This window comes from Lysinibacillus sp. NPDC093712 (assembly GCF_050280025.1).
GTDB lineage: Bacteria > Bacillota > Bacilli > Bacillales_A > Planococcaceae > Lysinibacillus.
In genome coordinates, this window is record NZ_JBNNUU010000002.1 from 415,797 (window position 1) to 435,764 (window position 19,968).

At 37.4% G+C, this 19,968-nt stretch carries 21 protein-coding genes and 1 other annotated feature; of the genes, 7 read left to right on the forward strand and 14 right to left on the reverse strand.

What is annotated here, in order from left to right; all coding sequences use genetic code 11:
- Positions 1-42 precede the first annotated feature (42 nt).
- Complete coding sequence (rpmG, locus tag ACQKNX_RS09555; RefSeq protein WP_008408521.1) at positions 43-192, reverse strand: 50S ribosomal protein L33; 150 nt, start codon at positions 190-192, stop codon at positions 43-45.
- 157 nt (positions 193-349) lie between these two features.
- Between rpmG and ACQKNX_RS09560 the strand changes: the two genes are divergently transcribed.
- Together ACQKNX_RS09560 and ACQKNX_RS09565 are read left to right on the forward strand one after the other, a co-directional pair.
- On the forward strand, positions 350-802 hold the full coding sequence (locus tag ACQKNX_RS09560; protein WP_427428684.1) for a hypothetical protein: 453 nt from the start codon (positions 350-352) through the stop codon (positions 800-802).
- Positions 803-804: 2 nt separating this feature from the next.
- On the forward strand, positions 805-1,311 hold the full coding sequence (locus ACQKNX_RS09565; RefSeq protein WP_427428685.1) for a hypothetical protein: 507 nt from the start codon (positions 805-807) through the stop codon (positions 1,309-1,311).
- Positions 1,312-1,451: 140 nt separating this feature from the next.
- On the opposite strand, the gene ACQKNX_RS09570 is transcribed toward ACQKNX_RS09565, so the two are convergent.
- From ACQKNX_RS09570 to ACQKNX_RS09610, 9 genes are all read right to left on the reverse strand, one after another.
- Positions 1,452-2,033: an anthranilate synthase component II gene (locus ACQKNX_RS09570; RefSeq protein ID WP_427428686.1), complete on the reverse strand. Its 582-nt coding sequence runs from the start codon at positions 2,031-2,033 to the stop codon at positions 1,452-1,454.
- On the reverse strand, positions 2,030-3,415 hold the full coding sequence (gene trpE, locus ACQKNX_RS09575; RefSeq protein WP_427428687.1) for an anthranilate synthase component I: 1,386 nt from the start codon (positions 3,413-3,415) through the stop codon (positions 2,030-2,032). Before trpE ends, ACQKNX_RS09570 begins: the two co-directional genes overlap by 4 nt.
- A gap of 74 nt (positions 3,416-3,489) precedes the next feature.
- Positions 3,490-3,702: a binding site (T-box leader), on the reverse strand.
- A 57-nt stretch (positions 3,703-3,759) separates the two neighbouring features.
- Positions 3,760-4,815 carry a mechanosensitive ion channel family protein gene (locus ACQKNX_RS09580; RefSeq protein WP_427428688.1) on the reverse strand — a complete coding sequence of 352 codons (1,056 nt, stop codon included), beginning with the start codon at positions 4,813-4,815 and terminating at the stop codon, positions 3,760-3,762.
- A 117-nt stretch (positions 4,816-4,932) separates the two neighbouring features.
- Positions 4,933-5,805 carry a hypothetical protein gene (locus tag ACQKNX_RS09585; RefSeq protein ID WP_427428689.1) on the reverse strand — a complete coding sequence of 291 codons (873 nt, stop codon included), beginning with the start codon at positions 5,803-5,805 and terminating at the stop codon, positions 4,933-4,935.
- Positions 5,806-6,239: 434 nt separating this feature from the next.
- A complete protein-coding gene (gene phoU, locus ACQKNX_RS09590) occupies positions 6,240-6,899 on the reverse strand; it encodes a phosphate signaling complex protein PhoU (RefSeq protein WP_427428690.1) in 660 nt (219 codons plus the stop codon).
- 18 nt (positions 6,900-6,917) lie between these two features.
- Positions 6,918-7,751 (reverse strand): phosphate ABC transporter ATP-binding protein PstB, encoded by an 834-nt coding sequence (gene pstB, locus ACQKNX_RS09595; protein WP_427428691.1) that lies wholly within the window; start codon positions 7,749-7,751, stop codon positions 6,918-6,920.
- Between the two features lie 12 nt (positions 7,752-7,763).
- On the reverse strand, positions 7,764-8,642 hold the full coding sequence (gene pstA / locus ACQKNX_RS09600; RefSeq protein ID WP_427428692.1) for a phosphate ABC transporter permease PstA: 879 nt from the start codon (positions 8,640-8,642) through the stop codon (positions 7,764-7,766).
- 1 nt (position 8,643) lies between these two features.
- The gene (gene pstC, locus ACQKNX_RS09605; RefSeq protein ID WP_340823738.1) at positions 8,644-9,591 is read right to left on the reverse strand and encodes a phosphate ABC transporter permease subunit PstC; all 948 of its coding nucleotides are present in this window, start codon (positions 9,589-9,591) and stop codon (positions 8,644-8,646) included.
- A gap of 64 nt (positions 9,592-9,655) precedes the next feature.
- Positions 9,656-10,633 carry a PstS family phosphate ABC transporter substrate-binding protein gene (locus ACQKNX_RS09610; protein WP_427428693.1) on the reverse strand — a complete coding sequence of 326 codons (978 nt, stop codon included), beginning with the start codon at positions 10,631-10,633 and terminating at the stop codon, positions 9,656-9,658.
- Between the two features lie 232 nt (positions 10,634-10,865).
- Between ACQKNX_RS09610 and ACQKNX_RS09615 the strand changes: the two genes are divergently transcribed.
- On the forward strand, positions 10,866-11,060 hold the full coding sequence (locus ACQKNX_RS09615; protein ID WP_427428694.1) for a hypothetical protein: 195 nt from the start codon (positions 10,866-10,868) through the stop codon (positions 11,058-11,060).
- Between the two features lie 186 nt (positions 11,061-11,246).
- On the opposite strand, the gene ACQKNX_RS09620 is transcribed toward ACQKNX_RS09615, so the two are convergent.
- From ACQKNX_RS09620 to ACQKNX_RS09635, 4 genes are all read right to left on the reverse strand, one after another.
- On the reverse strand, positions 11,247-13,451 hold the full coding sequence (locus tag ACQKNX_RS09620; protein ID WP_427428695.1) for a peptidoglycan D,D-transpeptidase FtsI family protein: 2,205 nt from the start codon (positions 13,449-13,451) through the stop codon (positions 11,247-11,249).
- Between the two features lie 565 nt (positions 13,452-14,016).
- Positions 14,017-14,622 carry a superoxide dismutase gene (locus ACQKNX_RS09625; protein WP_401017688.1) on the reverse strand — a complete coding sequence of 202 codons (606 nt, stop codon included), beginning with the start codon at positions 14,620-14,622 and terminating at the stop codon, positions 14,017-14,019.
- A 195-nt stretch (positions 14,623-14,817) separates the two neighbouring features.
- Positions 14,818-15,297 (reverse strand): DUF456 domain-containing protein, encoded by a 480-nt coding sequence (locus ACQKNX_RS09630; RefSeq protein ID WP_427428696.1) that lies wholly within the window; start codon positions 15,295-15,297, stop codon positions 14,818-14,820.
- Positions 15,298-15,361: 64 nt separating this feature from the next.
- Positions 15,362-16,993, reverse strand: a complete 1,632-nt coding sequence (locus ACQKNX_RS09635) for a Na/Pi cotransporter family protein (protein ID WP_427428697.1) — start codon at positions 16,991-16,993, stop codon at positions 15,362-15,364.
- Positions 16,994-17,187: 194 nt separating this feature from the next.
- Here ACQKNX_RS09635 and ACQKNX_RS09640 point away from each other — a divergent pair, with 194 nt between their 5' ends.
- From ACQKNX_RS09640 to ACQKNX_RS09655, 4 genes are all read left to right on the forward strand, one after another.
- Complete coding sequence (locus tag ACQKNX_RS09640) at positions 17,188-17,697, forward strand: DUF1189 family protein (protein WP_340823728.1); 510 nt, start codon at positions 17,188-17,190, stop codon at positions 17,695-17,697.
- A 53-nt stretch (positions 17,698-17,750) separates the two neighbouring features.
- Complete coding sequence (locus ACQKNX_RS09645; protein ID WP_340823726.1) at positions 17,751-18,095, forward strand: hypothetical protein; 345 nt, start codon at positions 17,751-17,753, stop codon at positions 18,093-18,095.
- A gap of 96 nt (positions 18,096-18,191) precedes the next feature.
- Entirely contained in the window at positions 18,192-19,307 is a 1,116-nt protein-coding gene (gene ispG / locus ACQKNX_RS09650) for a flavodoxin-dependent (E)-4-hydroxy-3-methylbut-2-enyl-diphosphate synthase (RefSeq protein ID WP_427428698.1), read from the forward strand.
- Positions 19,308-19,319: 12 nt separating this feature from the next.
- Positions 19,320-19,892 (forward strand): 5' nucleotidase, NT5C type, encoded by a 573-nt coding sequence (locus ACQKNX_RS09655; protein ID WP_401017701.1) that lies wholly within the window; start codon positions 19,320-19,322, stop codon positions 19,890-19,892.
- The last annotated feature ends 76 nt before the right edge of the window (positions 19,893-19,968 follow it).

Consider the following 19,968-nt stretch of genomic DNA (forward strand, 5'->3'; position numbering starts at 1 on the left):
GTAGAAAGCCAAAACCACATGTGGTTTTGGCCTAATGAGCGATTACTTCGTTTCACGGTGAAGAGTGTATTTCTTCTCGCGAGAGCAATATTTTTTAAGTTCAAGACGCTCTGGATTGTTACGCTTGTTCTTTTTAGAAATGTAGTTACGTTCGCCGCAATCTGTGCAAGCTAAAGTAATGTTTACGCGCATCATTAACCCTCCCACTCTATATCAAGAATTAAAATTTTAAATTTGAGCATGATTTATACGACTAACCTATTATAACATAAACTGAAAAAAAATCTACCTTCATTTCATATTAAGTTTGCATGTGGTAAAATACCTTATAATTACATAATTTAACGGGGTGAAACTATTGGATTTATCCATCATACTTATGATTGTCGGTATCGTTCTTATCGTTTTATCGTTCTTTTTCAAAAATAGCGCGAAAAAAGTCGAACAAGATGTCGAAGAATTATCAATCTCTATTTTCCAAGAAACAAATAATTTAAAGCGTCGGCTAAAAATTGTGGAAGAGGAGCTATTACTAGAACCAGAATTCCAAGTTAAATCACCAGCAACTAAAAATCCAACGCTACACAATCCAAAGGTTCAACAGGTTATGCAGGCTGTTCAACAAGCAACACAAGCAAAAAGGTCAGAGCCGATGCCTAACAATCTTAAACCAATTCACGATATTATTATTAGTCAAGTGCTTGAATTGAACAAACAAGGTCTTTCTATTGCGGATATTAGTATTCGCTCCAATTTAACAGAAGAGCAAGTACAACAAGTGATTGCAAACGGAGGTCGGTGATTATGAACAAATCCTCTATCCGTGCATTTGGGGTCGCCCTTTTTCTAGTCGGTGCGCTACTATCCGTAGCCGACCGCTTTGATCTCAATATTGGTCTGCCAACAGTTGCCTCTACAAATGATAAGGCTGTGGAGGAGCTACAAAAAAAGTTTGAACAGGCTACGAAAGAAATTGCTTCATTAAAAGCACAAACTACTAAAGAAACTGTTACACAAAATACGAAGGAAGAAAATGCAACTGATGCTACTGCTGAGCGTGAGCATGCTGAGAGTAGTACACCTGATTCCGACGATGAAGTAACGATGACACTTCAAATATATAGCGGAATAACGCCTTATATTGTGGCACAGAAGCTAGAGGATGGTGGCATTATTACAAATAGTGTCGAAATGGAACTACTCCTTGCCAATGCAAAATATGCTCGAAGCTTACAAATTGGCTCCTATGAGGTCAATTCTTCTATGACATTAGAGGAAATCGCTAAGTTAATTACAGGTAAAAAACAATAAAATACACGAGTAAAATTCAGAATTGTTTTAGTGACTGTCACTCGTAAATCAAAAAAATCCACTTCGCCTTCTGCGGTAACTTGTAAACCGCAGGAGCCTTAGTGGATTTTTTACTTAGTTGTTAAATTATCAGAATTGTTTTAGTGACAGGCACTATATTGATTTAGAAAGGCTTGCACGATATTGTTACCTGCTTCAGTGCCTATTGACTCTGGATGGAATTGTAATCCCACTAGTGGATGGTGTTTATGCTGAATAGCCATAATTTCCCCGTCATCTTTAGATGTTGCAGTAATAATAAAATCCTCATGTAATGTAGTCGGCTCTATTATTAACGAATGATAGCGCATCACTTCAACTTCGCCATCTAATTGTGCGAAAACCCCTGTTTGTTTGTAGCTTAATGCTGATAATTTGCCATGCATAATGTTTTTTGCTTGTTCAATGGAGCCCCCGAATGCCTGCCCTATCGACTGATGCCCTAAGCAAATTCCTAAAATCGGGTACTTTTTATATAGCTCTTGTACAACTTGCACTGTAATTCCAGCCTCATTCGGCGTCCCTGGACCTGGCGATAAAATAATCGCTTCTGGCTCCATATTTTTTATTTCTTCAATTGTTATTTCATCATTCCGTACTACTCTTACTTCCTTACCAAGCATACTAACTTGCTGAAATAAATTATATGTGAATGAGTCATAATTATCGATTAATAAAATCATTTTTTTACCTCCAGTAGCGCACGAGCTTTATTAAGTGTTTCTTCATATTCTGATAATGGGATTGAATCATAAACGACTCCGGCACCTGCCTGCACATGTGCATGCCCATCCTTAATAACCATTGTACGAATCGCTAGCGCTAAGTCCATATCTCCTGTAGCCGAAACATAGCCTACTGCACCTGCATAAACACCGCGCTTAACTGGTTCCATCTCATTAATTAGCTGCATCGCTCGAATTTTTGGTGCTCCTGATACTGTCCCAGCTGGCAAACATGCTCTGAGGACGTCTAATACGTGCACTTCATCTCGAAGCTCACCTACTACCTCTGATACGATATGCATGACATGCTTATAGCGTTCAATGTTCATATATTTAGAAACCTTTACTGTGCCTACCTTGGATATCCGACCTATATCATTCCGTCCTAAATCAACTAACATTCGATGCTCAGCGATTTCTTTCTCATCCGATAATAAGCTTTCTGCAATCGCTTCATCCTGCTGTTGCGTTGTACCACGGGGCTTCGTTCCAGCAATTGGATTTGTCGTGACTTTCCGATTTTTGACCTTTACAAGACTCTCAGGAGAAGTTCCTAAAATAGTGTAAGCCTCAAAATCCATATAAAACATATATGGCGATGGATTGGATGTTCTTAGCTGACGATACAAGGCAAATGGATTGCCCGCAAATGGGGAAGTAAAACGTTGGGATAATACAATTTGGAAAATATCTCCCTTTACAATATGTTCTTTTGCGCGGTCCACAAGAGTAATAAACTCTTCCTTCGGTATCATTGGCTGGAAATCTACTGTACTTATATCCATCGAACCAAACGTAGTACCAGCGCATAGCTGATTTTCCAATTCAGCGATTTCGGCTTCCATCGTTTCAAGTGTGCGTCCTTCATTAAATAAATCAATTGCCGCTAATGTAACCTCTTGCTTTAAATGATCGAATACGATAAATGTATCATAGAAAAAAACATGGACATCTGGCATATTTAAATTATCATGTAAATACTCACCAATTTTTTCTGCATAAAAGGCCGTTTCATAACCAAAATAACCAATAGCGCCCCCTAAAAAAGCAAATGGATAGGCCGCTTCATGGAATGGCATGACCTCTTTTAATTTCTTTAACACATTATCGCTAGACTTATGAAGCTCGTCACCCTTTGTAAATTGATACCCATTTCTATCCCCGATAAGTTCAGCTATTGGGTTCACGGCAATAAAGGAATAACGACCACTTTCCTCATGCTTGGCTGATGATTCAAATAGCATCTTATGCTTTCCTGCAAGGGATTGATACACCGAAATTGGCGTCATCATGTCCCCTTGTAATACCTTCATGGCAAATCTTCTAAGCTCAACTGTCATACTTAATCTCTCCTTCGCTCTGCTCTACTCTGCTCTGCTACACCAAAAATCAATATAAAAAGGCCTTTCCATCACAAAAGGACGGAAAAGCCGTGGTGCCACCTTCATTGGTCTTGTTACAAAGACCCTCTCAAATGCCTTGTAACGTAGGCAAACGCTAATCCATACTACTCTTTTCTGAATTAGAGCTCCGAAGTCCATTCACTATTTTTTTGTACTAGCTTCCACCAACCGCTAGCTCTCTAAAACAAATCATAATAGTTACTACTCTTCATCTAAGCTGATTACTAGTTTACATTGTAATGTAAAGTATCAAACAATTCAAATTATATTTTACCATATCCTCAACAATCGTCGTCCGTTTCCTCAGCAAGGACAATGTCATAGTCACTTACAACCTGACGGATAGCAAATAAAATATCCTGTCGGACACTTAGCATAACTGCCGTATCATTTGTAGCAACATAGAAGCGAACAAGAACACGATATGATGTTTGGTGAAACTCATCAATATAAACATGAATCATTTCTTTTTCAGTATTAGCATGCAAATAAATTTGCTGATGAATTGTACTTAAAGCACTGCGCAATTGTTCTTCTTTGTTTTCTGCGGTTACATATAAAAACAGTTCACATTTTCGTTTTTCTCGTTTTGAAAAATTATAAATCGGACGATTAACTAAATAAGAGTTTGGCACATATACAAGCCCTTTGTCGCCTGTTTGAATGAGCGTACTACGAAGGTTGATATCTTCAATTGTGCCTTCTATTTTTTGGTCCTCTGTTGCAATCCAGTCACCAATTTGAAAAGGATTGTCAAGTGCAACCGACATCCCACCAAAAACATGTGACAACGTATCACGTATACCAAAGGCAATCGCTACTCCTGTTAGACCAATCCCTGTTAAGAAGCCATTTATATTAAAGTCCCAAAATGAAGCTATTGTAAACATGGCTAATATCATCACAAGCACTTTACCGATACGAAGGAAGAACGGAAGAAGAACATTTTGCTCTTCATCGTTATTTAACTGTAATGGTTGCTTCGTATAATAATGAAAGACATCATATATACCTTTAAATGCAAAAAACACCATGATAGATAATACGAAATTTTTTGTTGCAAAATGTGTAAATAAAAATATTTTAAGTAAATTTGATAAACTAAGTACAACTACTGCAGACATAAATGCATAACGGATTGCGTTATTAAATTGTGCAAGCACAGTCGCTTGAAAATTACGTTGTCTCTTTTTTAAAAACGTTACACTGCTCGTAATTATTTTCTTCAGCACAAAATGCTGTAATAGCCAACCAAATACACAAAACGCGACTGCAATTGTAATGTCCATCCATGTTGGCGCAGTCAAGTTCGGTAATAACCATTTCATTGAATCCATGTAATTCTCCTTTTACTTACCTATGTACATTTTTGTAAATGATTTTATACTGACAAAAACGGTATGACCGTTCAGTAAAAATAAGCCGACCAAAAGCTTTCTGGTCAGCTGTACATTTTATTGAATCGCATTGTCTGCAAAAATAGCCTTATTTGCAAACCAAAAATGATGCTCATTAAAACGTTGTTCATTCATTGCAATTACTGAAAATTCGGCATGATAACGCTGCTTCATTTCCTCTATCATAGTCTTTGCACGCTTCCCTAATAAATATTGCCCATCAACAGGATTACCTTCAGTAAAAATAATAACATCTGTTTCTGCACATTGCTGATTTTCCTGTAGCAATCCTTTCACAAACTGTAGAACAGGCAAAATCGCCGCTTCCCCTTTTGCCTTATATTCGATAAAATCTTTAAAATCAGATAGATTTAAATGTCCATTTTCAAAGCGATAATGGACATGAATTTGACAATCATATGGCACGATATATAAATCTCTTTGCTCCTGATGGGCATCCATAAATAAAGACAAAATCATGCTTTTACACAGCTCTGAATATTTGGCCATTCCAGATGTTTGTTCAAGACATATAACCATTGGGCCTTGCTCTTCCTTGTAGTCAACAAATGGAACGTATAGAATATTTCCACTTTTTGTCGTTTGTTGCTTTAGTTTTTGGCGTCTAGCTTCTTGCCACTTTTGCTCATAATACAAGCGTTGCTCTTTTCCATTCGCTAACTGCTCTGCCTGTTCAATAGTTGGAACATTTTCACGAATCTCATGCATGACATCCGCTAGCTCAAGTGCAAATGCTGCCATATTTCGTAGTGTCTCACTCTTGTAAAAATAGTCAATAAAAAAATGTTGTTCCTTATCACTTAACTCTTCTAGATGTAAATTTTCATATAGAAAACCTAAGTATTTGCGTTGTTCTATTGAAATTTCTAGACCAAATTTCTTCATAAGTGATTCTACACTGTCTTTCATGCAGCAGCACCTCCTAAGCACCTATTTTTCGGGATAATGTCTATAGTATAACCAAATTATTTTTTTGACAATACAATAACACCCTACAGTATTTGACGCATCGGCAGAGTGCAATGTTGCTGCAATTTCGTTTATGTAGTTATTTAATGCAGAAAGCAGCCCAAAGTGCCAGGCACTCAAACAATTTTGATGACTTGCCAACTTGGATTCATGGGGGAACTGTAAAAATAGTAAGATGTAACATTTCGATTGTTAGCTTCATTAGTAACCGAATATTTTACAAAGTGCCAGGCACTCAAACAATTTAATGCTCCATATGCAATTATAATAGATAGCCGTAAAGATTTATTTTATTTAAAATGAAAAAGACTATAGCCCATTCGAAGTTTTTCGAGTTAGCTATAGTCTGAAGGGCCTCACAATACAGCCCTCTTTTAATTATTCAATTCATAATGTTTACCTTTGATTAAGTAAAATAAATGTTCAGCAATATTAGTTGCATGATCAGCTGAACGTTCAAGATAACGACAAACAAACGTTAAATGCGTTATTTGCGAAATATGTGCTGGATTTTCAGCACCCGCACGAAGCAATAATGTAACGGTCGCTCCATATAAATCATCTACGTAATCGTCCAAATCAGCAATTTCCTTGGCACGAACTGTATCTTCGTCCTTAAATGCGGTAATAATGCTCTCAAGCATTTCTACTGTTTTATTGCACATTGTTTGTAAATTTGTTGTCGGAAAGACCAATGGTTCTTTGCCTATACGGATTGTCTCTTTAGCAATATTGACCGCATAATCGCCCACTCTTTCCATATCAGATGCCGCTTTTACAAGCACCATAAGACGACGTAAATCTGTTGCAACGGGCTGCTGCTTGGCAATCATTAAAATAACTCGATCATTAATTTCTTCTTCAAGGCGATTAATAATTAAATCATCCTCAAGAATTTTTAACGCCTTCTCCAAATCTTGCTCTTGCAATGCCTCAAATGAAATTTTTAATGCATTAATACTACTTGTTGCAATTTCCACAAACTGTTCTTGAATTTCTTTAAGCTCTTGCTCAAAGCGCTCACGTACTGCCATCTATCGTTCCTCCTATGCTTAGCCGAAGCGTCCTGAAATATAATCTTCTGTACGTTGATCAGCAGGTGTTTGGAAAATCACATCTGTTTTGTCATATTCAACGACTTCGCCGCTAAGGAAAAATGCTGTACGGTCCGAAATACGTGCTGCCTGTTGCATGTTATGTGTAACGATAATAATCGAATAATCCTTTTTAAGCTCTTGTACTAGCTCTTCTACCTTTAATGTAGAAATTGGGTCAAGTGCAGATGTTGGCTCATCCATTAAAATAACATCTGGCTCTATTGCTAAACAGCGTGCGATACAAATACGTTGTTGCTGACCACCTGATAGACCGTATGCATTTTGATGTAAACGATCTTTTACTTCATCCCAAATCGCTGCACCTCGTAGAGACTTTTCAACAATTTCGTCCAGAATCTTTTTGTTTTTTATGCCATGGATACGAGGGCCATAAGCAATATTATCATAAATAGATTTTGGGAATGGATTTGGCTTTTGGAAAACCATCCCCACACGAGTACGTAATTCCTCTACTGTATAGCTTTTATCTAAAATATTGCGTTCACGATACAAAATCTCTCCCGAAGTGCGGACAGTTGGTACTAGCTCTACCATTCTGTTCAACGTTTTTAAATAAGTTGATTTCCCGCAACCTGAAGGGCCGATAATAGCTGTTACTTCATTTTCATAAATACTTAAATTAATGTCTTTTAAACCATGATGATCTCCGTACCATAAATTTAAGTTACGCGTATCATACACTACTTTTTTCGCAGCTTCAGCGCCAGCCTTTACATTTACATTAATCGATTTAACAACTGATTTTTCCTCTTTAAAATCTAGTACCATAAGGTCACCTCATTAATAACGTTTTTGGAATTTATTTCGGATAAAGATGGCAATCGAATTCATCAGTAACAGCACAATCATCAGCACTAAAATACCCGCTGCCGCTACATATTGAAATGCCTCTTGCGGACGTTTTGCCCAATCGTAAATTTGCATTGGCAATGCAGTAAACTGACTTAAAAGATCATTAGGTAAAAATTGTAAAATAACTGGAATCCCAAGTACTACTAACGGAGCTGTTTCACCAATCGCACGGGACAACGCTAAAATACTACCTGTTAAAATCCCCGGTATAGCTGCTGGTAAAACGACTCGTAAAATCGTTTGCCATTTTGTCGCACCCATACCGTAGGATGCTTCACGTTGTTCATTCGGTACCGCACGAATTGCTTCCTGCGCTGCCACGATAATTACAGGTAAAATTAGCAAACTCATTGTTAAACCTGCAGCTAGAATACTTTTACCAAGACCCATCATACGAACAAAAATTGTTAAGCCAAGTAATCCAAAAACAATTGAAGGTACACCTGCTAAGTTTGAAATATTCATACGAATAAAATCGTTTATTCTATTTTTCTTTGCATATTCTTCTAGATAAATGGCTGTTCCTACACCTAGAATGATTGATACGGGAGCTACAACCGCCATCAACCACAGCGAGCCGACTAATGCCGCTTTAATTCCCGCCTTATTCGCAAAACGAGAAGCAAAATTTGTTAAGAAATCAAAATTTAAATAGCCAATTCCTTGCGTCACAATCCGGTAGAGCAAAATAGCTAGCATCACAAGTGCAAATGTAGTTGCCAAGAAAAATAAGAACTTCCACACTTTATTGAATGTAATACGCTTTGTCATTCGTTTCTTGACGACTGTATCATCGATATAGCGCATGCTAGTAAACCTCCCTGAAGCGTTTCGAAATATAATGAGCAATTAGATTCATTACTAAAGTAAAGATAAATAAAGTGAATCCTACTGAGTAAATCGAATAATAAATCGTCGTTCCATAACCAGCATCACCAGTTGACACTTGTACAATATAAGCAGTCATTGTTTGGATGGAATCTGTAACATCAAGATCAAATTTCGGTGTTGATCCACCAGCAAGTGATACAATCATCGTCTCCCCAATTGCCCGGGAAATAGCGAGTACTACCGATGCTATAATTCCTGACAAAGCTGCTGGTAACACGACTTTTATAGCAACTTCAAACTTCGTTGCACCTAAGGCTAAAGCCCCCTCACGCATACTGTTTGGTACAGATGACATCGCGTCCTCTGATAGAGATGTAATCATTGGCAATATCATAATGCCCACTACAATCCCTGGACTAAGTGCATTAAACAGCTTAAGTTGTGGAATGATTCCTTGTAGCAAAGGTGTTACAAACGTCAATGCAAAGAAACCATAGACAATTGTTGGAACACCTGCTAATACTTCTAATATTGGTTTAACCGTACGTCGTATTTTCTCGCTTGCATATTCACTCAAATAGATTGCTGAAGCAATTCCAAATGGTACAGCTACGGCAACTGCAATAAATGTTACTTTAAGTGTCCCTGCGATAAGTGGTAATATCCCAAATAAAGGCTCCTTCCCAGAAAACGGTAGCCACTGTGTACCAAATAGAAAATCCGTAATCGAAACACGTTTAAAGAACTCAAACGTTTCAAAAATAAGGGTGAAAACAATGCCAAATGTCGTCAAAATCGAGATAAGCGCTGCAGAAAATAATAAAGCTGGCATAGCTTTTTCCACTATTTTCTTAGTTTTATGATTGCGCGAATTTGCAATTAATTGTTGCACAGATGATGTCTTATTTTCTTTATGAGAAACCATTGGGTACTCCTTTCCATTAAGCAAGGGAAAGAGCATACATCTCTTTCCCTCTATGCATGTTTGCTTATTTTAAACCTTCTAAAGTTTTTAAGCCTTCAGCATATTTTTCTTCAGGTAGACTAACATAACCTACTGCCTCTGCCATATCCCCTGCATTTTCAAGAGTGAATTTGATGAAATCATATGCTGCAGCATTATCTTTAATTGCACTGTTTTTCACATATGTGAATAACGGACGTGAAAGTGGCGTATACTCCCCAGCTTCAATTGTGTCATGTGTTGGTTCAATGCCATTTACTTTCACAATGTTTAATTTATCTTTATTTTCTAAGTAGTAAGCGAAGCCGAAGAAACCAATTGCATTTTTGTCACCAGCAACACCTTGGACTAGCATATTATCATCCTCTGATAATGTTGCTGCACTTGCTAGATCAGCACCATCTAAAACTACTTCATCAAAGTAATCATACGTACCTGAGTCAGTACCTGGTGAATAGAATACGATTTTCTCAGCTGGCCATGATGGGTCGATATCTGACCATTTTTTCTCTGTGCCATCTTCAGTCCAAATTTTCTTTAATTGATCTATCGTTAAATCCTTTGCCCAATCGTTTTCAGGGTTCACCACTACAGATAAACCATCATATGCTAAAGCTAACTCAGTGTAAGCAATTCCTGCTTGCTCTAGTTTTTCTTTCTCTTCAGTTTTTATAAAACGAGATGCATTTGAAAAGTCTGTCTCACCTGCGATGAATTTTTCAAAGCCGCCACCAGTACCAGAAACACCTACCGATACTTTGACATCCGGTTGTGCACCTGCATACTCTTCAACAACTGCTTCAATGATTGGTGCTACTGTTGATGAACCATCTCCAGCAACTGAACCTTGCAGTTTCTCGTCAGCAGCTTCTTGTCCTGAGTTCGCTGGTGCATTCGTTTCTGCATTGTTACCATTTTGCGCTGAGTTGTCTCCACTACATGCACCTAGCATTAATGCTGAACCCATTACCGCTGTCATCGTTAAGTACTTCCACTTTTTCATCTCATTTGCCTCCGTCACTAACTTTTTTATTTGTTGTTTGCCTTACAATCTTTACTATAATGACTTATTGTTGAATTCGTATAAATCGTTCGTAAAAGACACGTAAAGGAATGTAATGCTTTGTAAACGATTGTAAAGAATCATTTACAATCGCATTCATACTTGCTTCCTCTAGGAAAAATGCTATAATAAGCATTTGTGTCAGGAAATACTATAAGAGGAGTTTGACTTTGTGATTAATCATGCAAAAGTACAAAATGCCGATTACTTTAAAACATATTTAACACTTATCATGGATCATCGAGAGTTTTCTTTACAGGAGGCTATTGATTTTATGGTGTCATCTTATTTCTTTAATAATATAGAGCTCTATGGAAAAAAACCGAAGCAACAGTTTGAATTAGCAATTCAACAACTTTCTATATAGTGTATCGCCGATAGGGGTCTAGTAATCGCCGATAGACATGAAGAAATCGCCGATAAGCACTCAAAAACCGACGATAAAAGCCCTAGAATCGCCGCATACCTAGACATAATCGCCGAAAGAAACCCAAACACTTTGACTATAAACAAAATAAAACCGCTAGGCATTTAACATGCGCTAGCGGTTTTTTTATTCTTGTTCATCCTCACCAATTTTATCATTTGTAATAGCAGGTAAAATTGGTTGCACTACTTTATTATCTGTCACTTTTGTCGTATCATACTTTTCTTTTAGCTCATAGTATTTATCTAAAGCGCGCCTTGCAATAACGTTATTGTTTGATAAATGTTGCTCTATGTTAGTAGTTGCCCACGGAATCACAACAGCATAGGCAATTTCAGGATTTTCATATGGCGCATAGCCAACATGCGTTAAATTAATTGTATTTGTACCATAACGCTCTTTTAACGGACCATAATATACAACTTCGGCTGTTCCCGTTTTTCCGGCAGCTGTATACGGCGCATTCGCAAATGCTGATCGTGCAGTACCACGAGAGCCTGTGTAAACACGACGCAATCCTTGTTTAACATAATTAATTTCATCATCAGTATTATCGATTTGATTTAAAATTCTCGGTCCTACTTCTGTCACTAGTTGCCCTAGTTGCTGACCATCTTTTGATGGATCACGCACTTCTTTCACGACATGGGGCTGAATACGGTAGCCGCCATTCGCTATTGTTGAAATGTATTGTGCTAGTTGTAGCGGTGTATACGTATCATACTGTCCAATAGCTAAGTCAAGTGTTTTACCACCCATCGTCGGACCTGAAGGACCTTCCACACCACTAAATTCATTTGGTAAATCAATACCTGTATTAACACCTAAGCCAAATTGTGCATAGGAATTACGCATATTCGGGAATGTTTGATCATTTAATCGTAATGGCATCATATAACTATATGGTGTGCCATTGATAAGCATTGCTGTTTTAAACATATAAACGTTAGAAGATTGTTCAAGTGCACTTAAGCCGTCCATTGATATATACCCATTACGGTTAAAGATCGATTTTTTTACTGGTGTACCAAGTAAATGGATCGGTTCATCTCCCAATACTGTGCTCGGTGAAATTGCCCCCAGTTTATAACCTGTCAGCAAAGTGGCTGCTTTTACGACAGACCCTGCCTCATAAGCTGTTGTGAACGATCCGTATGCATAATCCACAACTACATTTTTTCCAGTTTCTGAATCTTTTTCGATTTTTTTACCAACCATTGATAAAATGTCACCAGTGTTTGGATCCATCATGACTAAGAAAGCGCGGTCTAATAAACTAGATCCTGACATCGCTTTTAAATTTAGCAGTTCTTCCTCTACAATTTTTTCATTAGCTGCCTGTAACTCACTATCAAATGTTAATACTAAATCTTTTCCAGGCTCACCTTCATATGTCGTAATGGTATCGACAACTTGCCCTTTTTTATTCGTAATATTTTTGACAACTGTTTTTTGCCCTTGTAACAGCTCTTCATATTGCGCTTCAATATAACTTTCTCCTACGCGGTCATTACGTGAATAATCCCGTGCCAAATAATAATTCAGCTTATCTTTTGGAATCCCCTTCGTTGGAACAGTTGTACGGCCTAAAACAGAAAGTGAAGATAGCTTGACACGCTTCCAGTCTGTCGTTGTGTTGACTCCTGGTAACTCCGTTAAACGCTCAGAAACACGTGCAAATTCATCAGCTGTTACATTTTCACTTTTAATGATTTGTGGTGATAAATTATAGCCTGATACCATCTCTCGGTAAATTGCTAGTACTTCTAAATCATCATCAGTTAATTGTGCTAATTCTTCGTCGGTAATGCGCTCACGCACAACCTTATCAATCTCTGCATTTGCTTGACTTGTCGTAATATTTTCTTGGGTTTTAATTTTAGTTTGCTCTGCATCAGAAATTTTTGCGTATGCCGCATCATGATTTTTTAAAATCCAAAAATCATACTTATCACGTAGTGTGATACGGTCTATCGGCTGTTCAATCAGCTGCGCAAGCTTTTCAGCTATTGCTAGCATATCCTCAGTTTTTGTCGTCTGCATTTTCGTATATGTAATTGCATTTTCCGGTTGGTTATCAACTAAAATTCGTCCATAACGATCATACATTCTACCCCTTGGTACACTTGTATTAACAGGTACTTCCTCTGTCCGCTCTAAAATACGAACATAATCTTCCCCTTTTACAATTTGCATATAACCAAGCCTAAAAATTAACATCGAAAATACGATAAATATTGCAAAGAAAAGGACATTCATACGAAATGTTAAATTAGAGTGATGCTTTGCTTTAACACTCGCTGCGCGATTTTTCCCCGGTGCTTTGCGCATATGTATTACCCTCCTCATCTAATAACTGTTTAAATACACGATACCTAGTATACCATTCGAAGTTAAGTCAGAAAAGCATACACTTGAATCAATTTCACAATTGTTATTTTCCATTAAAAGAAAATATTGAAAAAATATAGAACTGGATTGTGTGCATCATTATGCAACAGGCAAACGCTTTCCCTGGCAAGTACTAAGCCTCTTCCCTCGCCAGCTCAGTCCAGTCTTGCTTATCCCGCTGGAATCTTCTCCCTTGGCTCCATTGAAATTCGTTATTTTCCCTAGAAAAACTACTTATGAAATTAACTCACTTTATAATTCCTTACTAATAGCTTCATTTATTTGACGGTACTTTGCAAGAAAAGTTTCCTTCAAAACATTTCGATTTCTTTAAATCAGTAAACTACATTGGAAAGTTATCACTTTAATGCAATAATTCATTTAAAAAGGGCTATGCAAGGTGTTTTTCACCCTTTGCATAGCCCCTCTACTCGAAAATTAATTTTTATAGTTCCACTTCACTGACGTCAGCTTCGCAGAAACATAATTGTTTTCTCGCAAATGATTATTTTGCAGCTTGGAATTTAGCTTCTACTACATCCCAGTTTACTACGTTCCAGAAAGCACCGATATAATCTGGACGACGGTTTTGGTAGTTTAAGTAGTAAGCGTGCTCCCAAACATCTAATCCTAAGATTGGTGTTTTACCTTCCATAATTGGAGAGTCTTGGTTTGGTGTAGAAGTAACTGCTACTGAATCACCATCAACGATTAACCAAGCCCAACCTGAACCGAATCGAGTTGTTGCAGCTTTAGCAAACTCTTCTTTGAAAGCATCGAAAGAACCAAATTTAGCATCGATTGCTTTTGCTACTTCACCAACTGGAGTTTTTGAACCGCCTGGAGCGATTAATTCCCAGAATAATGTGTGGTTAGCATGTCCGCCACCGTTGTTACGAACTGCAGTTTGCTTGTCAGCTGGAAGTGCGTCGATGTTTGCGATTAAGTCATTAATGTCTTTTTCAGCAAATTCAGTACCTTCTACTGCTGCGTTTAAATTTGTTACATAAGTATTGTGATGTTTAGAATGGTGAATCTCCATTGTTTTTGCATCAATATTTGGTTCTAATGCGTCATAAGCATAAGTTAATTGTGGTAATTCGTAAGCCATTTTTAAGTTCCTCCCTAAAATAAAGAAATAATTAGTACATCCTTAGATTATCAAAATTGGTCAAACCATTCAATGAAAAATACCTCAAATCAAAGATTTCAGCCTTTTGACCGAAAAAACAATCCAATCTCTATCATACCCACTTCTTTATTTTGTTAAACTTTATAATTACCCCCACAAAAATGCACGAACAAATTATAGGGCAATAAAGAAAATAACAATCATTACAATTTGAATAACCGCTTTCGCTACAGTTGATGTTAAAAAGCCGATGAGGGAACCAACACCACTTTTCACAGCTTCCCCAACTGTTCTTCGCTCCACTAGAAGCTCCGCAATAACCGCTCCTAAAAATGGACCTACTAATATTCCTGCAACTGGAATAACAAATGGGCCAATCAATAAGCCAATTGTACTTCCCCACATTCCTGCATTTGAACCGCCAAATTTTTTAATGCCAAAAGCATTTGCAACGGTGTCAGCACCAAATAGCAGGACAACAAATAATATTTCAATAGCCCAGAACCACCAGCTTAAATCGGCGAATGTGAAAAATAATCCATACAGTAAAAACCCACCGAGTAAAAATAAAACGCCAGGGATTATCGGATACACTAAACCTACAAATGAAATGATAAAGCAGGCAATTACTAGGATCCAGCCAACGACTTCCATAAACATTCTCTCCTTTTGTCGTGCATTGCCTTTAATACAAAACATATTGCCAAAAGTTACATAGCTAATGACGAATACCTAATATAGAATCTGCAATATTAACAGCATGATCCCCTATTCTCTCCAAGTTACTCACAATATCCGTATAAACGATACCCGCAGCGCCACTACATTCATTAGTATTTAAGCGTGCGATATGCTTTTGTCTTAGTTTATCCTCCATATCATCAATTAAACTCTCGAGCTCTGTTACTTCCTGTGCCAAACTAAGACTAGCTGTATCAAGCGCTTCTATGCTTTTACGTACTGCCTCAATTGCGAGACTAAACATACCAATTAAATCTTGTCGCGCTGATTTACTTAAACTTACTTCATGGTGATCTTTATATTGTAAAAGCTCTAATATATTTTCAAAATGGTCGCCGATACGCTCAATATCGCGTACATTTGTTAAAAGAGTATGGTGACGAACCGAATCAGCATGAGAAAGTGGCTGCTTTGAGACCATAACTAAATAATTTGTTATTTCTTTATCTAAGTGATTGAGTCCAACTTCCAATTGTAATACTGTCGGAATATGTGCAGATTCCCCAGTTTTCATATATAAAAACGTTTCTTCTAATCCCCTAAGTGCATGCTCGCCCATCCGTAAAACTTCCTCTTTTGCCTGCCCTAGCGCAATGGCAGGAGAAGAATCGATAAATGCTGGATCTAAATGCTTCGTCGTAACATCAATATTGCCATCATTGCCAGGTAATAATTTTGTTACTAGCAACGTTAACCCCGCAATAAATGGTAGCTGAATCATCATATTAAAAACATTAAATGAGCCATGTGCGACAGCAATTTGCATACGCGGCTCTAAGTGAAACAGACCACTAATCCACTGTACATAGTTTATAAATGGGGTAAAAAGCAACATAAAAATAACTGTCCCAATAACATTAAACAACACATGTGCTGCCGCAGCACGCTTTGCATAGATTGAAGCACCTAACGAAGCTAAAACAGCTGTAATCGTCGTCCCTATATTTTCGCCAAATAAAATCGGTAGCGCACTATCTAAGCCAATTAAATTCTCGGCATATAAGCCTTGAAGTACCCCGACTGTCGCTGTCGAACTTTGTACGAGCAATGTAAAAATAGTACCTAGAAATATTCCAATTACCGGCTGGTTACTTAGATGAATGGTTAATGATTCGAAATCCGCTAATTGATGCAGTGACTGCATACTTGCACTCATTAACTCTAGCCCTAAAAACAAACCACCAAAGCCAAATAAAATTTGCCCAATATGATGATAGATTGCTTTTTTAAAGAAAAACAAACATGCTGCACCAATCGCAAGTAGTGGATAAAAATAAATACCAATATTAATACCGATAATAAATGCGGTTATTGTTGTACCAATATTAGCCCCCATAATAACGCCAATAGCTTGACGAAGTGTTAAGAAGCCTGCACTTACTAGGCCAACAGCAATCACTGTTGTTGCTGAGCTTGACTGGATACAAACCGTTACGATTATCCCAACTAACACACCCATTAGCGGATTTGTCGTAAATCGATTTAGCCATTCTCGAAGTCTATCATCTGCCGATTTTTGTAAACCTTCCCCCATGTATTTTATGGAAAATAAAAAGACCCCTAATCCGCCTAAAAATTGAAATAATATGCTTTGCCAATCTATTGTCAATGGTTTTCGCTCCAATTCCTACGTCTCTACTACTCTATTCCTAATCATTAAATGAAATTGTACAAAAAGTAAAGAATACCTTTAACTTCTTTACACAATGTTAACATTTTAGCATTGTATTCACAGATAAAATTACTAATGTCCATATCTAGTCATTCCTGAACATGTTAGAATATCGTTTGGAGGAGATATAAATGAAACACTCACAATTATTTATCGATAGCTTAATACATCCTAAAAAACTAGCAGCCTATCGTTTACTACCTATTGGGAAAGTTATTCAATATACCTTTCTATTAATTACGATAGTTACAGTATTTTCTTTTGGGCGTTTTTCCGCTGATATGTCTATCAATACGATTGACATTAGCGGTATAACAGAATACATAGAACAAATAAAGTGGCTCTTATACCCTGTCACATTTATTATGCTGTTTGTAATGACAACAATGTTGATTTTTGGGCAAATTGCTCTCTATGCGTTAGCAGGATTATTTATTTTAAAAATCATGAAACGCCGTGGTGAATACCGCCATATTTGGCGCACAACAACATTCGCTATTACATGGGCCACTATTTTAAGTATGCTAGCAGAATACATTCCAAATGCCGCTACGATTATCTCGATCTTGTCTTTACTTTTAACTATAACTCTATTAATCGTAGCCTTTACAAAATATCCAAAACAACCAATTTCAAAATAATAGGCATGATTCCCCTCTCTTCTCAATATAGTGTAGAAAAAGGAGGGGATTTTTTGCGTGCATTCTTATTAACCGTTGCAATCGTGCTTATCGCTTTTGTCGTTAAAGTAGATTTAACAGAGGGAACATTATCTCTTGCTGCTTTCTATCCTAAAGAAAGTCAAAATGCATTTTGTGAAAACCAACGCGAACCTACTTACATCAGTGTACAAACGATTCAAGGCGATACGATACATAGCTTATTTGCACTACATCCTGCAAAAGTGCCGATGACCTTTCCAGAACGACTAGAGCTTTTTTATCAATTAAATCCACATTTACAATTACAAGCACTTGTACCAGGCGAAAATATTAAGCTTCCCCTCTCTTTTGAATTCGAAAATAAATGCGGAAAATGAAAAGTTAACGTTTCTTCCTTGTCCTTATTTTCTTACACTGATAAAATAAGTGTCAGTGACGGCTGAAAGTAGTGGCCCGAAAAGGAGAGAAAGTTAATGAGTGAAATATGTCACCGTTCAAAAACACGTCCAGTACGTGTCGGTAATTTAACAATTGGTGGTAGTAATGAATTATTCATTCAAAGTATGTGTACAACAAAAACACATGATGTCGAAGCAACAGTAGCAGAAATTCTTCGACTTGAAGAAGCAGGCTGTCAAATCGTTCGCGTTGCAGTCCCAGATGAACGTGCGGCTGATGCAATTGCAGAAATAAAGAAACGTATCCATATTCCATTAGTAGCTGATATTCACTTTGACTATAAATTAGCTTTAAAAGCAATTGAAAATGGTATTGATAAAGTTCGTATTAACCCAGGTAATATTGGGCGTAAAGAAAAAGTAGAAGCAGTAGTTACAGCTGCAAAAGCAAAAGGCATTCCTATTCGTATTGGCGTAAATGCTGGTTCATTAGAACGTCATATTCTTGAAAAATATGGCTATCCAACTGCAGATGGCATGGTAGAATCTGCATTACACCATATTAAAATTTTGGAAGACTTAGATTTCCACGATATTATCGTGTCAATGAAGGCATCGGACGTCAATTTAGCCATTGAAGCATATGAAAAAGCTGCAAAAGCTTTTGATTATCCTCTACATTTAGGGATTACAGAATCAGGTACTCTTTTTGCAGGTACTGTAAAATCAGCTGCTGGCCTTGGCGCCATTTTGTCAAAAGGCATTGGTAATACGCTACGTATTTCTCTTTCAGCCGATCCTGTGGAGGAAATAAAAGTCGCACGTGAGCTATTAAAATCATTTGGCTTAGCGTCTAATATGGCGACACTGATTTCATGTCCTACATGTGGACGTATTGAAATCGACCTTATCTCTATTGCAAATGAAGTAGAGGAATACATTTCAAAATTGAGTGTGCCATTAAAAGTAGCGGTTCTAGGCTGTGCCGTTAATGGTCCTGGTGAAGCGCGTGAAGCAGATATCGGTATCGCTGGTGCACGTGGTGAGGGTCTCTTATTCATGAAAGGCAAAACTGTCCGTAAAGTGCCAGAAGAAACAATGGTAGAAGAGTTGAAAAAAGAAATCGATAAGCTAGCTGCTGAAATGGCAGAAAAACGTGCGGCTGAAGAAGCAGCAAAAGCGAACGCCTAAGGAGGTGCTTGCATGACAAAGCCTCGTTTTGGAATCGATATTGACGGAACAGTAACATGTCCGAGTACACTCATTCCTCACATCAATAAGCAGTATAATGTGAATATTACGCTTGATGATGTATGCGAATATGATTTTTTATCAGCTTTCCCACATCCAGTAGATCGCACAGCATTCAACGCGTGGTTTAAGGAAAATGAGCCTTATATGTATGAAGTTTCTGAGGCTGCAAAAGATGCCAAAGAAATTTTAAGTGCTTGGCAAAATACTTATGAGCTATATTACATTTCTGCACGCGGTCAAAATGTATCAGATATTACGATGAACTGGTTTAAATCACAGGCTATCCCATTTGATCATATTGAGCTTATAGGAAGTCATGACAAATTAGCTTCAGCGAAAAAGCATAGTGTAGCAGCTTTCTTTGAGGATAAACATGATAATGCTGTGATGCTCGCTGAAGAATTAAAAATACCTGTGGTGTTATTCGACACACCATACAATCGACTTGCTGTACCTGACAATGTTGTGCGCGTGTATAATTGGCAAGAAGCAAATCAATTTATCACAAATTACTTTAAGTGAAACTTATAAAAAATTAAACAAAAGAGTCGTGTTTCCTTTGTGGAACACGACTCTTTTCAGATTGTTACAATACAGA